The sequence below is a fragment of the Pseudoalteromonas sp. APC 3355 genome (assembly GCF_030407615.1).
GTDB classification, from domain to species: Bacteria; Pseudomonadota; Gammaproteobacteria; order Enterobacterales; family Alteromonadaceae; genus Pseudoalteromonas; species Pseudoalteromonas distincta.
This window is the reverse complement of the sequence record NZ_JASDDB010000001.1, coordinates 496,151-511,479: the sequence shown is the minus strand read 5'-3', so window position 1 is coordinate 511,479 and position 15,329 is coordinate 496,151. Positions and strand designations below refer to the sequence as shown.

Here is a 15,329-nt window from a genome sequence, read left to right as displayed (position 1 = left end):
TATAATTAAATCTTAACAGAAGATACTTTTTTATAGCCTTCAGATTCAAGCTCATCATTTACGCATTTTAATACGTAAGCATTTAGCTCTTCATTGCTTACGTCATCATCTTTAGCCCAGTTAACACACATTTCTGTGTATTCTTTTATCATTTCGGCTGAAGCTGTTGGCGCATCGTCTGCAACCGCGTAAGTCGCAGATACTGCAAATAGTGGTGCTACGATTAATGCTAGCAATGCTTTTTTCATTCGTTTATTCCTAAAAAAATGGTGTGATGACTGATTTATCCAGTTTAAAGTTAGGTATAAATCAGTAGTGCCCAATCCAGAACAACTCTGTTGGTATACTGATTTTTAATCGAAATTGAAATAAAAGATAACGAAATTTTTTTATCGTGAGGATGAGTAATTTACTTGTCAGTTTTTAAACTTTAGTAAGTACAGCATTATCAGCTGGAGTAATATATTTAGTAGCTACGAAAACTTGATTCTGCGCTTTATATTAATAACCTTTAGATTGTTTTAGGAAAAATTGATTTTTTAGGTTCAAAAATGAAATGCATAAGCGCCATTGTTTATTTATGTTATGAGGATATTTTAAGTTTGTAATATCAGTCGTATTATTTGCTTTAACTGAATGTCTAAATGGTGAACCTAAAAGTCATTAGAATGCGTTAAATACAAAAAAGCCCAAGTGAATAGCTTGGGCTTTTTTGTGCGTAACGCACTTAGGTAAACATTAAACGCAACTTTTGAGTCATTAACACTGAGCGTAAAAACATGCGTAAGGCTCAAGCGTTGTGGTGCCTTGGTCTAACTTTGCGCTGTGGTGGCTAAGCTCGGTGTATTCTTTAACGATTGATGTTGGCATATCAATACTTGTTTGCTTAGCGCTGAGATTGAACATACAAAGCATCCTTTGCTTTCCAAGCGTTCTATAAAAAGCAAGCACAGGCTCTGGCGTTTCTATAAATTCAATATCACCTTCAAGTAAAACTGTTTGGCTTTTTCGCCATGCCATAAACTCACGGTAGGCATTTAAAATTGAGTTGTTATCATCTGTTTGTATAGCTACTGATTGCTGCTTATGTGCATTATCAACGGGTAGCCAAGGTTTTACTTCACTAAAACCTGCATGAGATGAATCAGCTAGATCCCAAGGCATTGGTGTTCTACAGCCATCACGCCCTTTGAAATTAGGCCAAAATGTAATGCCGTATGGGTCTTGTAAATCTTCAAATGCCACACTTGCTTCACCTAGACCTAGCTCTTCACCTTGATACATACACACGCTGCCACGAAGAGAAGCTAATAGGGCGGTTAGCATTTTACATTGTTGAGGGTTTACTTCGCCATTTTCGCTCCAGCGGCTCGCTACGCGCTCTACATCATGATTACTAAATGCCCAGCATGGCCAGCCTTCAGTCATACGTTGTTCTAGAGTTTGAACCGTAGTTCTAATATATTCACTTGAGTAATCATTTGTTAATAGTTCAAAGCTATAACCCATGTGCAGTTTGTCGCCACCTTGGGTGTACTGCGCCATTGTAGCTAATGAATCTTCTGATGAGATTTCGCCAAGCGATACAGTACCTGGGTATTTATTAAGTAGTGTGCGAATATCTTGCATAAACTCAATATTTTCAGGCTGAGTATTATTGTAGTAATGATACTGAAATGCATACGGATTATCTTCACTAAAACCACGCCCCTGGCGCTTATCTTTTGGTTTAGCCGGGTTATCACGTAATTGCGCGTCGTGATAGCAAAAATTAATTGCATCAAGCCTAAAACCATCAACGCCTTTTTTGAGCCAAAACTCAACATTATCAAGCACAGCTTTTCGAACATCTGGGTTATGAAAGTTAAGATCCGGTTGTTCGGTTAAAAAATTATGTAGGTAGTATTGCCCGCGACGAGGCTCCCACTGCCAAGCACCACCACCAAAAATAGATAGCCAGTTGTTTGGGGCTGTCCCATCATCTTTTGCGTCAGCCCAAACATACCAGTCGGCTTTACTGTTATTTTGATTTTCACGGCTATCAGTAAACCATTGGTGTTGATCTGATGTATGGCTTAACACCTGATCAATAATTATTTTAATATTACGAGTGTGGGCTTCGCTTATTAGCTCATCAAAATCATTTAGGTCACCAAAAAGCGGGTCAATGTCACGATAGTCGCTAATATCATAGCCAAAGTCTTTCATTGGCGATTTGAAAAAAGGTGAAATCCAAATAGCATCAACGCCTAAGCTTTTAATGTAATCAATACGATTAATAATCCCTCTTAAATCACCAATGCCATCGTTGTTGCTATCTTGAAAGCTACGCGGATAAACTTGATAAATAACCGCACCTTTATACCACTGCTTTTGGGTCATGCTTTTCTCCGTCATTCCACACAGTATTTAGACTATTTTTATTTGTGATTACGATTAATCACGTTGTTTGCAAAAAGCATACGTGAAGCCTTGTACACTGTAAAAAGTCTGCATACGTATGCACTAAAATTAACGCAATTAAATTATTAAAAATAAGTACTTATAGCTAGCTTAAAGGTGTTTTATTTATGTGTTGGGTGTTTACCAATTATGGTACTGACTTACTTTCTGACTTTTATTAAACATAACGGTTTGTCATACAAGAGAAAATATATTTTATGTTTTGAATTTAATGGTCTGACCAATTAAACATTTGAATTGTGTCTAATATTTCTTATTTTGAATAGCGATACTAATTAGTTTCACTTTGTTTACATTGCGTGCTGTTAACTTTTAGTTTTTGATACAGTAGATTTTACATGTAAAGTTAGCTACGTCATTTTTAATGGTTTTATTTGCAATGAAATCAATTGCTTAATATTTATTTGGCAAGGTTTATATTAATGTGAAGTCGTGCTATAACTGTTGAATACGTATGCATAAAGTTGTTAATAAAATAAAGCTGGCGTTAATATCCATCCTGACAACAAAATTAGCTCGCCTGTTTGACTATCACTCAAATAAAGAAGCGAGTATCACAATATGGGTAACGGGAAAAACATCATGTCTATGTTCAAACCAAGTATATTAACGTTGGCAATGGCTACTGCAGGATTAGCAAGCTTTGCCTCTGTAGCAGCACAAGAAGATACAGTCAAAAATGATGACGTTGAGGTTATCGAAGTAAAAGGCTTTCGTGGCAGTGTTGTAGAATCAATCAACACAAAGCGTTTTTCTACTCAAGTCGTTGAGTCAATTTCAGCAGAAGATATAGGTAAGCTACCTGATTCATCTATTGCTGAGTCTATTGCACGCTTACCAGGTTTAACGGCGCAACGCTTAGATGGTCGTGCAAGTAGAGTATCTATTCGTGGCTTTGGCGAAAACGAAAGCGGTACTACATTTAATGGCCGCGAGCAAGTATCTATTAGTGATAACCGCGGCGTAGAATTTGACCTTTACCCATCAGAAATTATGAGCGGTGTAACTGTTTATAAAACACCTAGTGCAAATTTAGATGCAGAGGGTATTGCGGGCATAATTAACATGCAAACAGTTCGCCCACTAAGTAAAGGTGAACGTGTTGTTCAAGTTAATGGACAGTATGAGCAAACAAGCTTTGATAAATTAAACCCTGACGGCAACGACGACGGTTACCGTGGCACTTTCTCATACATCGACCAGTTTGCTGATGACACCATTGGTATTGCATTTGCACTAAACACCATGAGCTCGCCAAACCAAGAAAAACGTTGGAATTCATGGGGCTACCCTGAATTCACTGCTGAAGATGGTAACTCGTATTCAATTTTAGGCGGTGCTAAACCATATGTTCGTTCATCAACGCTTGAACGTGATTCAGCAATGCTTGTTCTAGAGGCAGCGCCTACAGATAAACTAAATATGACGTTTGATGCGTTGTATGTAGACTTTACAGATGAGCAAATTTTACGCGGCATTGAAGTTCCTTTTGCTTGGGGTCAAGGTAGTATTGATGCAAGCAGTGCTATAGTAGATGCAGAAAGTGGATTTATAACAAGTGCTGTAACACAAGGCCAACGTGTTGTTGTGCGTAACGATTACCAAGAGCGTGATGCTGAACTAACTGCATTTGGATTTAACACTAAATACGATATTGATGATTCATGGTCAGTAGAATTTGACGCAAGCTACTCGCAAGTTGACCGTAAAATTTGGAGTATAGAAAGCTACTCAGGTACAGGGCGTGGTGATTCTCGCGGTGTTGCAGATAACTTAGGTTATGCTTTTAATGGTGGCAATACTGGCGCTACTTTTTCACATGACTTAGATTACAGCGATTATGATCTAATTCAATTAGGTGGGCCGCTTTCGTGGGGTGCAAGCTCTGCACTAAATGATGCATATGGATTAACTGGCACAGAGTATGAAAACCAAGCTCAAGACGGTTTTATTAATGCTCCAACTATTGAAGATGAATTAGTTACATTAAAACTTGCAGCGTCTAAAGTACTAGAAAACGAATACATTAGCTCAATTGAATTTGGCTTAAGTTATAAAGAGCGTGAAAAGTCTAAATCTTCGCAAGGTTACTTCTTAACTTTAACTGATTTTTCTCTTGAAAACCCAGGAATGCTTAGTGTACCTGAGCAATACCGTTTAGGCAGTGTTGGCCTTGACTTTATTGGGCTAGGCGACATGATAGCCTACGATGTAAATGGTTTAGTTAATGATGGTTACTATGAAACCCTTGACGAAAGTTTAACTAGCTCAACTCATGCAACTAAGTCGTGGACAGTAAAAGAAGAAATCACCTCAGCATTTGCACAAGCTAATATTAATGCAGAAGTAAGTGGTCTTCCATTAACTGGTAATGTTGGGGTGCGCTATGTTCATACAGATCAATCCTCTCAAGGTAATGCTTTTGGTGTAGATGGGAATACTGGTCTAGTCATTACTTCACCTACAGATATTGGTCACGATTATTCTCACGTTTTACCAAGCTTAAATTTATCACTTGCGATTGATGAGCAGCAAACAATACGTTTTGGCGCAGCTAAAACAATCTCACGTGCGCGTATAGATGAAATGAACGCCTCTGTTAATGCATCATATAATGATACACCGGATGAAAACGGTAACTTTTGGTCTGTATCGGGTGGTAACCCTAATCTAGAACCTAAAGAAGCAACAGGCTACGATTTATCTTATGAAAACTACTTTAGTGATGAAGGTTACTTCTCTGCTGCATTTTTCTATAAAGACTTAACCCAGTGGATTTTTGACGGTACTTACGCGATTGATATGTCGGGTGTTGCGGACCCATCAACAGGTGAAGTCCCAGCTACGTCAGAAGGTACTGGCAGTGGTAAAGTAAATGGCGGCGGCGGTGACCTATACGGTTACGAGCTATCTCTAGCGTTACCATTTAAAATTTTCCACCCGTCTCTTGAAGGCTTTGGCTTAATTGCTAGTCATACAGGTATTGAATCTGATATTGAAGATGGAAATGGCAATGAGTACGAACTACCGGGTCTATCAGATAAAATTCAAAGCTTAACGGTTTACTACGAGATGAATGGCATGCAATTACGAACCAGCATGCGTAAGCGTAGTGACTTCAAAGGTGATGTTTACGGATTAGGCTTTAATACAGAGCAAGTGAATATTATCGGCGAAACAATTTGGGATATTCAGGCAGGTTATGACTTCTCTGAAGCAGGGGTTGAGAGCCTTGAAGGTTTATCAATTCAGTTCCAAGTTCAAAACTTAACAGAAGAGCCGTTCACATCGCTTTCTGGCGATAACGCGCTACAAGTTCGCGACTACCAAGATTACGGTCGCACTTACTTGTTAGGCTTTAGCTACCAGCTATAATAAAGGTTGTGTGTAGGAGCCCTTGTAATTTGTTTTACAAGGGCTTTTTTATAGCTACTTTATCAAACTTAACAAAGCTTTAAACTGTAAACGTGGACAATAATATGAAACCAATAAAACACGTCGTAATCGCAGGCGGGGGCACTGCAGGGTGGATAACAGCCGCCTTGCTTAATAAAGTGTTAGGTAAGGTAATTAAAATAACCCTTATTGAGTCAAGTACTATTGGCACTATAGGCGTGGGTGAAGCAACAATTCCGCCTATTATTCAACTTAACAACGCGCTGGGTATAAACGAGCAAGAGTTTATAAACGCAACTAATGCATCTATAAAACTAGGAATTGAGTTCGAAAATTGGAAAACCACCTCTCATAGCTACATGCATGCTTTTGGCTCATTTGGAAAAGACTTCCCTTTTTGCGATTTTTACAATTTTTGGGTAAAAGGAAAAATTACAGGTTGTGAAGACAGCCTATGGGATTTTTCGTTAAATTACCAAGCAGCTAAACAGCATAAGTTTGCACCATTAAATACCATACCTAACACGCAATTACCTGGCTTAAGCTATGCGTACCATTTTGACGCAACTTTATATGCCGAGTTTTTAAAAAAGCTCGCAATGTCACGCGGTGTTGATCATATTGATGCCAAAATAGAGCAGGCTGAACAATGCCCTCTATCAGGCAATATAAAATCATTAACCCTTGATAACACACAGCAGATAAATGGCGATCTTTTTATTGACGCTACAGGCCAGCGCGCCTTACTCATAGAGCAAACCCTTAACACAGGTTTTGTAGATTGGTCTCATTACTTACCATGCGACAGCGCCGTAGCGGTGCAGTCTCAAGGTACTAGCGAGCTAAAACCTTATACGCGTTCAATTGCACACAGCGCAGGCTGGCAGTGGAAAATACCGCTGCAAAGCCGAATAGGTAATGGCTTGGTGTACTGTAGCCGTTACTTATCTGACGATGCAGCAACGCAGTTATTATTAAGAAATTTACCCGCTGAGCCCATTACGGCGCCACGTGTTATAAAATTTAAAACAGGACGGCGCTTAAAGCAGTGGCATAAAAATGTGGTGTCGGTTGGTCTTGCTAGTGGCTTTTTAGAGCCGTTAGAGTCAACCAGTATTCATTTAATACAAAGTGCAGTAACCCGTTTAATAAAGCTGTTTCCACATCATGGCATAAGCGAAACTTTAGTTACTGAATTTAATAAGCAAAGCGTGATAGAAATAGAGCACATACGCGATTTTATTATTTTGCATTACAAACTGACGGAGCGAGAAGATTCTGCTTTTTGGCGACAATGCAAGCAAATGGACATTCCTCACTCATTGGCCCACAAGCTCAAATTATTTAAGGAAACTGGCAAAGTAGTGCGCGAAAACGATGAACTATTTGCCGAAGTTGCTTGGCAACAGGTATTTATTGGCCAAGGTCTCATCCCCGATGATTACAACAGTATTGTTGACTCATTAAGCAGTGAACAACTAAACGACTTATTTTCTACATTAAAAACGCTTATTACCTCAACAGTAGATCAATTACCCACTCATAAAGATTTTTTAGCAAAAATTAAAAAGGCCTGATGATGCGATTTTTAAACACACTTTTACTTGTAAGTGCCTGTACTTTACCAACCATTAGCTACGCACTTAACGTTGAGCCTGCTAATTGGTGGGTTGGCATGAACAAAAACACCATAACCATCATGGTGCATGAGCAAAATATTACAAACGAGCAAATTAAATTAGCTAAATACAATGGTGTTAAGTTAAATAAAGTAACACGTACAGATAACCCAAATTATATATTTTTAAATATTACCATTACCGACGCCGCTAAAGCAGGAACGCTTGAATTTAACAGCAGCGAAGCGAGTCAAAATTTTGAGTTTTCATTACTTGAACGGGATAAAAACAGCGCAAAGCGCCAAGGGTTTACATCATCCGATACTCTTTATTTAATTAACCCCGATCGCTTTGCTAATGGTGATAAACAAAACGATAGCGTTCCTAGCATGTTAGAAGCCGCTGATCCTAGTACTAAGGGTGGGCGCCACGGTGGTGATATACAAGGTGTTATAAACGCACTTCCATATTTAAACGATTTAGGCGTAACACAGCTTTGGCTAACCCCAGTGCTTGAAAACAACATGCCTAATTATTCTTACCATGGCTATGCAATTACAGACTTTTATAAAGTTGACCCACGTATGGGCTCAAACCAGTTATATAAAACGCTCTCGGTAAAAGCAAAAGAGCAGGGCATAGGCCTGGTAATGGATATGGTTCTTAACCATTTTGGCTCTGAGCATACTTGGGTTAAAGATAAGCCAACTAAAGATTGGATTAACTTTAATGGCGAGTTTAAAAAAGGTAAAAACGCCACAAGCCATGCGCGCCAAACTATACAAGACCCACACGCGAGTGAATACGACAAGCGCCAGTTTAACGATGGTTGGTTTGTAGAAACCATGCCCGATTTAAATCAGCGCCAGCCACTGTTAAGTGAATACTTAATTCAAAATGCTATTTGGTGGATAGAATACGCCGATTTAAGCGGAATTCGAGTTGATACCTACTCATATTCAGATAAAGCATTTTTGAGTGATTGGACAAAAGCCATAATGCAGGAGTACCCAAACTTTAATATTGTTGGAGAAGAGTGGACGTCAAACCCTGCTATTGCCTCTTACTGGCAACGTGGCAAGCATAACCAAGATGGTTATACATCAAGCTTACCAAGCGTGATGGACTTTTCTTTGCAAGAGTCGGTAATTCAAGCGCTAAATGAAGAAGAAAGCTGGAACACGGGCTGGGTTAAAGTCTATGAATCGTTAGCTAATGACTTTTTATACCCTGATACTAATAACATTATGGTATTTGCTGATAACCACGATATGAGCCGTGTATACACCGAGCTTGGGCAAGACGTTGCTAAAACAAAAATGGCGATGACCTTGTTTTTAACCACACGTGGTATAGCGCAAATGTATTACGGCACCGAAGTACTATTAGATAACACCCCAAGTAAAGATCATGGCGATATTAGAATCGACTTCCCGGGTGGATTTAAAGTCCAAACTCGGAACGCCTTTACAGGCGAGGGGCTAACAAAACAGCAAAAAGACATGCACAAAACAATTAGTACCTTGCTTAATTTTAGAAAAAGCAGCCCAGCACTTGATAAAGGAAAACTTGTGCACTTTACGCCTCAACAAGGCGTGTATAGTTACGCGCGTATTAGCGACGAGCAAACTGTGTTGGTATTTATGAATAAAAACACAAAAGAGCTAACTAAGAATATTGAGTATATGCAGGAAGTAATACCAAAAAATACCAAAGCACTTAACTTATTCACCCACAAAACACAGGTGTTGGGTAATACAGTTGCTTTACCGGCAATGAGTGCAACGGTATTAATTATAAATACCTCTCAATAGTTTACCTGAATACGTATGCAGCAACTGTATGGTTGCTGCAGTAATCTTTAGTATAAAGTTAATAACAATACTGACAAAAAAGACACACAATGAAAAAATCAGTTTATGTACCCGCAGTACTTTGTAGTGCACTTATTGCTACAGGGTGTTCAGAAAATAACAAACCTGAACAACAGCAACCACCTGCACACACGCAAAATGAGCTTACCAAGCCGGTTGTATATCAAGTATTTACCCGTTTGTTTGGTAATACCGAAACAGCCAATGTGCCATGGGGCACTAAAGATCAAAATGGTGTAGGTAAATTTGCCGACTTTAACGATGCAGCCCTAAAAGGCATTAAAGAGCTAGGTATCACGCACGTTTGGTATACCGGTGTGTTACACCATGCGTTAGTAGGCGATTATACCGACTACGGCATTTCGCAAGATGACCCCGATGTAGTAAAGGGCCGTGCAGGTTCACCGTACGCAATTAAGGATTACTACGATGTTAACCCCGATTTAGCCGTTAATGTAACAAACCGCATGGGGGAGTTTAGCCAGCTTATTGAGCGTACACATAGCCACGGTATGAAAGTCATTATTGATATAGTGCCTAACCATGTAGCACGAAATTACCAATCCCTTGGCAAACCTAAAGGCGTTAAAGACTTTGGCGCACAAGACGACACCACTAAAGCGTACGATAAAAATAATAACTTTTACTACGTACCAGGGCAGTCTTTTCAGGTGCCAACATCGCCAGAGTATAAAGCATTAGGGGGTAATGAAAGCCCACTAGCTGATGGCTTTTTTGATGAAACACCCGCTAAATGGACAGGTAATGGTGCCCGTGTACCGAAACCCGACATAAACGATTGGTACGAAACAGTAAAAGTAAATTATGGCGTAAAGCCAGATGGTAGCTACGATTTTGCTCAGCTGCCAAACGACTATAAAGACAAGGATTACCGTGCTCACTACGAGTTTTGGCAAGGTAAAGAGCTCCCTAACAGCTGGTACAAATTTAGAGACATAGCGCTATTTTGGTTAGACAAAGGCGTTGATGGCTTTAGATACGACATGGCCGAAATGGTACCGGTTGAATTTTGGAGCTTTTTAAATTCGTCAATAAAAATGCAAAAAAGCGATGCCTTTTTATTGGCCGAAGTCTATAACCCGTTAATGTACCGTGCCTATATTCAGCAAGGTAAAATGGATTACCTTTACGATAAAGTCTGCTTTTACGATACCTTAAAAGCGATAATGCAACTTAAACAACCTGCCAATAGTATTTTTGATGCGCATCAAAGTGTGCTCGATATAGAGAAACACATGCTGCATTTTTTAGAAAATCATGACGAACAACGCATCGCGAGCCCCGACTTTGCAGGTAATGCACGCTGGGGGAAACCAGCAATGGTAGTTTCTAGCTTAATTAGTCGCGCACCTACTTTATTATATTTTGGCCAAGATGTGGGGGAAGATGGTTCAGAAAACGCAGGTTTTGGAACACCTACTCGCACCAGTATTTTTGACTACATTGGCGTGCCAGCGCACCAAGCATGGATGAATAATGGCAAGTTTGACGGTGCTAATTTAACACAAGAGCAAGTAGCACTTCGTGACTACTACAAAGCGATTATGTCACTAAATAGTTTACCTGCTGTAGTAGGCGGAGAAATGTCGGCACTTAACCTTGTAGGAAGTGAACGTGTTGTTGGTTTTACCCGCTCTTTAGGCCAGCAAAGTGTGTATGTGTTAAGTAACTTTAGCGAGCAGCCACAAACAATTACGGTTAATTTATCAAAGGCACAATTAGGTGAAAATACGCTATTAAATGATTTACTTGAAAATCACACCCCTCAGCTTAAAGCTCACCCGCAAGGCGCAACATTTACACTCACACTTGATGCATTTAGCAGCGCAGTATTAACAAATAAGGCTAGCAATGAATAATCAAAATAATAATACCGATAAGCCAAACTTAAGTTTTTGGCAAATATGGAACATGTGTTTTGGCTTTTTAGGCATACAGTTTGGTTTTGCCCTGCAAAACGGCAATGTGAGCCGAATATTTCAAACATTAGGCGCACAAGTTGATGATATTCCCATTCTATGGGTTGCAGCCCCTCTTACTGGCTTAATCGTACAGCCTATTATTGGTTACTGGAGCGATAAAACGTGGGGGCGCTTTGGTCGCCGCCGTCCGTTCTTTTTTATAGGCGCAGTGTTAACAACGCTTTCATTATTTATTATGCCGCATTCTCCTACGCTTTGGATTGCCGCTGGTATGTTATGGATAATGGATGCGTCAATCAACGTAACCATGGAACCGTTTAGAGCACTTGTTGGTGATAATTTACCAGAAAAACAACGCGCTACAGGTTACGGGTTACAAAGCTTTTTTATTGGTATTGGTGCGGTACTAGCCTCAGCATTACCATGGATGATGACCAACTGGTTTGATGTAAGTAATACTGCAGCGCCTGGGCAAATTCCAGAGTCTGTTAAATACTCATTTTATTGGGGTGGGGTGGTGCTACTTGTTGCTGTGCTTTGGACCGTTGCACGTACAAAAGAGTATAGCCCAGAGCAATTAGCGGCTTTTGAAAAGCAGAGCGCTCAACCAACTACAAGCAAACTGGTTGATATTAACTTTAATAAAGGCGCCATTATTTTTGTAGTGTTAGGTTTAGCAACTCTTGCATTAGTAATAGGCTTATCCCTTGAAAAAGAATTATACCTACTTGCTGGTGGTTTATTAGCGTTTGGTATTGTGCAGTGGATTGCAGCAGCGCTTAAAAATGCTAACAAAACTCAAGGTGGTTTTTACCAAGTAGTACAAGATGTATTTACAATGCCAGAAGCCATGAAGCAGCTTGCATGGGTGCAGTTTTTTAGCTGGTTTACTTTATTTGCCATGTGGATTTATACCACCGCAGCAGTAACAAGCTTTCATTATGGTAGTAGCGATGCAACCTCTAAAGCATTTAACGATGGTGCAGACTGGGTGGGTATTTTATTTGCCGCCTACAATGGCTTTGCAGCTATTGCCGCTATGTGTATTCCGTTTTTAGTTAAAAAAATGGGGTTAAAAGGCGCGCATTGTTTTAATTTATTGCTGGGCGCGTTAGGTCTTGCAAGCTTTATGTTTATTCAAGACCCTAAAATGTTACTTATTCCTATGATTGGGGTGGGGTTTGCGTGGGCGTCTATTTTATCGCTGCCTTACGCCATGCTAAGTAACGCACTGCCAAGTAATAAAATGGGCGTTTACATGGGTATTTTTAATTTTTTTATAGTTATACCTCAGTTACTTGCCGCCAGCATTTTAGGGCTCATTTTACGCCACGTATTTTCTAATCAGCCTATTTACGCATTGTTAATTGGTGCAGCCTCGTTCGTTGTCGCTGCCGTTGCGGTAATGCGCGTTAAAAATTCACATTAAGGACACACAATGAAAAAATATAACCTTATAACCGCCTCACTTTTAACGTTAGGTTTAACGGCTTGCGGCGCTCAAAACACAAGCACAACTAACGAAAGTACCACAGCACAGGTTACATCAGCACCAGGCGCCCCAGGCGCAGAGCCTTTTTGGGCTTATGCGGGTAAAACCGGTATTGGTACATCGTACGAGCAATACCAAAACGGCCAATACAGTGATTCAGCTGCAACGGGCGATGTATCTAAGGTGTGGTTTTCAATTGCTAAAGGTATGATCACCGAAACCATGTTTGGGCTTATTCACCAAGCTCAAATAAAAGACATGCAATTTATAGTAACAGGTAAAGACTTTACCGTTAGTGAAGCTGATGATTTAGATGTCACCATTGATTACTTACATAAAGATGCACAAGGTCGCCCACTTTCTCTGGCTTATAAAGTAATTAGCACTGATAAACAAGGGCGCTTTAGCCTAGAAAAACACATTTTTACTGACCCAGATGGGCAAACATTATTTGTACGCAGTGTATTTAACACTGAGCTTGAAGGGCTAAAAGCATATGTGTCTGTTAATCCGTATATTAATAATAACGGGCTAGGTGACTTTGCTAAAACAACAGAGCAAGGGCTTGTCGCATGGGAAGACGATAACTATTTATCACTTCAATCCTCATCACCATTTAAAGCAAAAACGGTAGGGTTTACAGGTGAAACCGATGGTATTAACACACTTAAAACTACGCAATCTATAAATACACAATACACAAATACCGGCGATACAGCAGGTAATGTAAGCATGCTTGCAGAGCTTGGCGAGATAAGTGCAAATACTACCTTTGATTTAGCCCTTAGCTTTGGTAAAACGCAGCAGCAAAGTATAAAGCAAGGCGAAAAAAGCTTAGCAAAAGGGTACCAAGCGGTGCTTGAACACTATAACGGTAAAGGTGAAGCGCTAGGCTGGGAAGATTACTTACAAAGTCTAAAACCGCTTAATACCATGGTTGAACAAACAGCCGATAACGGTAAGCTTTTATACACCAGTGCCATGGTATTAAAAGCACAAGAAGATAAAACACACGCAGGGGCATTAATTGCTTCTCTATCTAATCCATGGGGCGAAACTGTTTCAGCCAAAGAAGGCTCTACGGGTTATAAAGCAGTATGGGTGCGCGACTTTTATCAAGTAGCCATGGCCTTTATGGCACTCGGTGATACAGCCACAGCAAAAACTGCTTTCGAATACCTTGAAAAAGTGCAAGTAAACAGCAAAACACCGGGAAATAAAGGCGATACCGGCTGGTTTTTACAAAAAACACACGTCGATGGTGAATTAGAATGGGTAGGCGTACAGCTTGATCAAACTGCTATGCCTATTATGCTGGCATGGAAGTTACATAAAGCCAATGTACTTAGCGATGAAGAGCTAAAAAGCTGGTACGGCAAAATGTTAAAACCAGCGGCCGATTTTTTAGTCGAGGGGGGACTTGCTAAAATTTTGTGGAACGACACACAAATTACACCACCGGCAACACAACAAGAGCGCTGGGAAGAGCAAAGTGGTTATTCGCCTTCGACTACTGCGGCAATAGTGGCAGGCCTTATTACAGCCAGTGATATTGCAACACTAAGCGGCGATGATACAAACGCAAAGCGCTACCTAGCTACGGCTAAAAAGTATAACAACGATATTGAATCGCAAATGTTTACCACTAAAGGTAACTTAAAAGGCGAAAATAGCGATGGCGAATACTTTATCCGTATAGGCCAAGATACCGATGCAAACTCAGACACTAAAATTAACGCTAATAATGGCCGTGAAGGGTTTAATAAAAAGCAAATTTTAGATGGCGGGTTTTTAGAACTAGTACGCTATGGCGTACGTGGTGCTAACGACGAAAGCATTGTTAAAACACTACCTGAGTACGATGACGAAACGCTTGAAGATAACCTACAAGTTAAATACAGCTTTAGCTTTGACGACGGCAGCGGCACTTTTGCAGGCTACCGCCGCTATGGTAATGATGGCTACGGTGAAGATGAAGTTAAAGGCACAAACTATGCTGAGGGTGGTAGTAATACACCAGGCCAACGTGGGCGTGTATGGCCATTTTTCACCGGTGAGCGCGGGCATTACGAAATCGCAGCAGCTAATGCGAACAACGCTCTGGATGATGCTAAACAAGCGCAAATTAAAAACAGCTATGTTAAAGGCTTAGAGCAATTTGCCAATAAAGGGCTAATGCTACCAGAGCAAGTATGGGATGGTGTAGGTGTAAATAAAGCTGGTTATGAACTAGGCGAGGGCACAAACTCAGCAACGCCACTTGCATGGACACATGCAGAATACATTAAGCTTGTACGCTCACTCAGTGATAAACAAGTTTGGGATTATTACCCTGTGGTAGCCGAGTCGCTTAAAGACTAATATAAAGCAAGCTGCAGTTATTAAAAAAGGCTTCTAAATAAATTTAGAAGCCTTTTTTACTATTCAGTAATTTTGTATTTAAACTAATATGAATAAGTAGTAATACTTAATTATTTGTTGGTAATAACAAGATAACGAAATTTTTATCTTGTTATCAGTACGATTTTCTTACCTCAAAATA

General features: G+C 40.0%; 8 protein-coding genes. 6 read left to right on the top strand and 2 right to left on the bottom strand.

Going from position 1 to position 15,329, the window contains the following annotated elements; translation table 11 throughout:
• Positions 1 to 5: 5 nt before the first annotated feature.
• Complete coding sequence (locus tag QMA08_RS02210; protein ID WP_002959734.1) at positions 6 to 248, bottom strand: hypothetical protein; 243 nt, start codon at positions 246 to 248, stop codon at positions 6 to 8.
• Between the two features lie 511 nt (positions 249 to 759).
• Positions 760 to 2,382 carry an alpha-glucosidase family protein gene (locus tag QMA08_RS02205; protein WP_024595270.1) on the bottom strand — a complete coding sequence of 541 codons (1,623 nt, stop codon included), beginning with the start codon at positions 2,380 to 2,382 and terminating at the stop codon, positions 760 to 762.
• A 663-nt stretch (positions 2,383 to 3,045) separates the two neighbouring features.
• On the opposite strand from QMA08_RS02205, the gene QMA08_RS02200 reads away from it, so the two are divergent.
• The 6 genes from QMA08_RS02200 to QMA08_RS02175 all read left to right on the top strand — a co-directional run bounded on the left by QMA08_RS02200 (position 3,046) and on the right by QMA08_RS02175 (position 15,148).
• Positions 3,046 to 5,838, top strand: coding sequence for a TonB-dependent receptor (locus QMA08_RS02200; protein WP_290173503.1), 2,793 nt, complete (start codon positions 3,046 to 3,048; stop codon positions 5,836 to 5,838).
• A gap of 104 nt (positions 5,839 to 5,942) precedes the next feature.
• Positions 5,943 to 7,436 (top strand): tryptophan halogenase family protein, encoded by a 1,494-nt coding sequence (locus QMA08_RS02195; protein ID WP_290173501.1) that lies wholly within the window; start codon positions 5,943 to 5,945, stop codon positions 7,434 to 7,436.
• Complete coding sequence (locus QMA08_RS02190; RefSeq protein ID WP_290173500.1) at positions 7,436 to 9,292, top strand: glycoside hydrolase family 13 protein; 1,857 nt, start codon at positions 7,436 to 7,438, stop codon at positions 9,290 to 9,292. The genes QMA08_RS02195 and QMA08_RS02190 overlap by 1 nt, the downstream gene beginning before the upstream one ends.
• Before the next feature lie 89 nt (positions 9,293 to 9,381).
• Positions 9,382 to 11,232 carry an alpha-amylase family glycosyl hydrolase gene (locus tag QMA08_RS02185; protein ID WP_290173499.1) on the top strand — a complete coding sequence of 617 codons (1,851 nt, stop codon included), beginning with the start codon at positions 9,382 to 9,384 and terminating at the stop codon, positions 11,230 to 11,232.
• Positions 11,225 to 12,724 carry an MFS transporter gene (locus QMA08_RS02180; RefSeq protein WP_290173497.1) on the top strand — a complete coding sequence of 500 codons (1,500 nt, stop codon included), beginning with the start codon at positions 11,225 to 11,227 and terminating at the stop codon, positions 12,722 to 12,724. The genes QMA08_RS02185 and QMA08_RS02180 overlap by 8 nt, the downstream gene beginning before the upstream one ends.
• Positions 12,725 to 12,733: 9 nt before the next feature.
• Positions 12,734 to 15,148, top strand: a complete 2,415-nt coding sequence (locus tag QMA08_RS02175; protein ID WP_290173495.1) for a glycoside hydrolase family 15 protein — start codon at positions 12,734 to 12,736, stop codon at positions 15,146 to 15,148.
• Positions 15,149 to 15,329: the final 181 nt, after the last annotated feature.

Excerpts from the sequence above, each read along its gene's own strand:
- QMA08_RS02210 (WP_002959734.1), bottom strand. The coding sequence starts at position 248 with ATGAAAAAAGCATTGCTAGCATTAATCGTAGCACCACTATTTGCAGTA.
- QMA08_RS02205 (WP_024595270.1), bottom strand. The coding sequence starts at position 2,382 with ATGACCCAAAAGCAGTGGTATAAAGGTGCGGTTATTTATCAAGTTTAT.
- QMA08_RS02200 (WP_290173503.1), top strand. The coding sequence starts at position 3,046 with ATGTCTATGTTCAAACCAAGTATATTAACGTTGGCAATGGCTACTGCA.
- QMA08_RS02195 (WP_290173501.1), top strand. The coding sequence starts at position 5,943 with ATGAAACCAATAAAACACGTCGTAATCGCAGGCGGGGGCACTGCAGGG.
- QMA08_RS02190 (WP_290173500.1), top strand. The coding sequence starts at position 7,436 with ATGATGCGATTTTTAAACACACTTTTACTTGTAAGTGCCTGTACTTTA.
- QMA08_RS02185 (WP_290173499.1), top strand. The coding sequence starts at position 9,382 with ATGAAAAAATCAGTTTATGTACCCGCAGTACTTTGTAGTGCACTTATT.
- QMA08_RS02180 (WP_290173497.1), top strand. The coding sequence starts at position 11,225 with ATGAATAATCAAAATAATAATACCGATAAGCCAAACTTAAGTTTTTGG.
- QMA08_RS02175 (WP_290173495.1), top strand. The coding sequence starts at position 12,734 with ATGAAAAAATATAACCTTATAACCGCCTCACTTTTAACGTTAGGTTTA.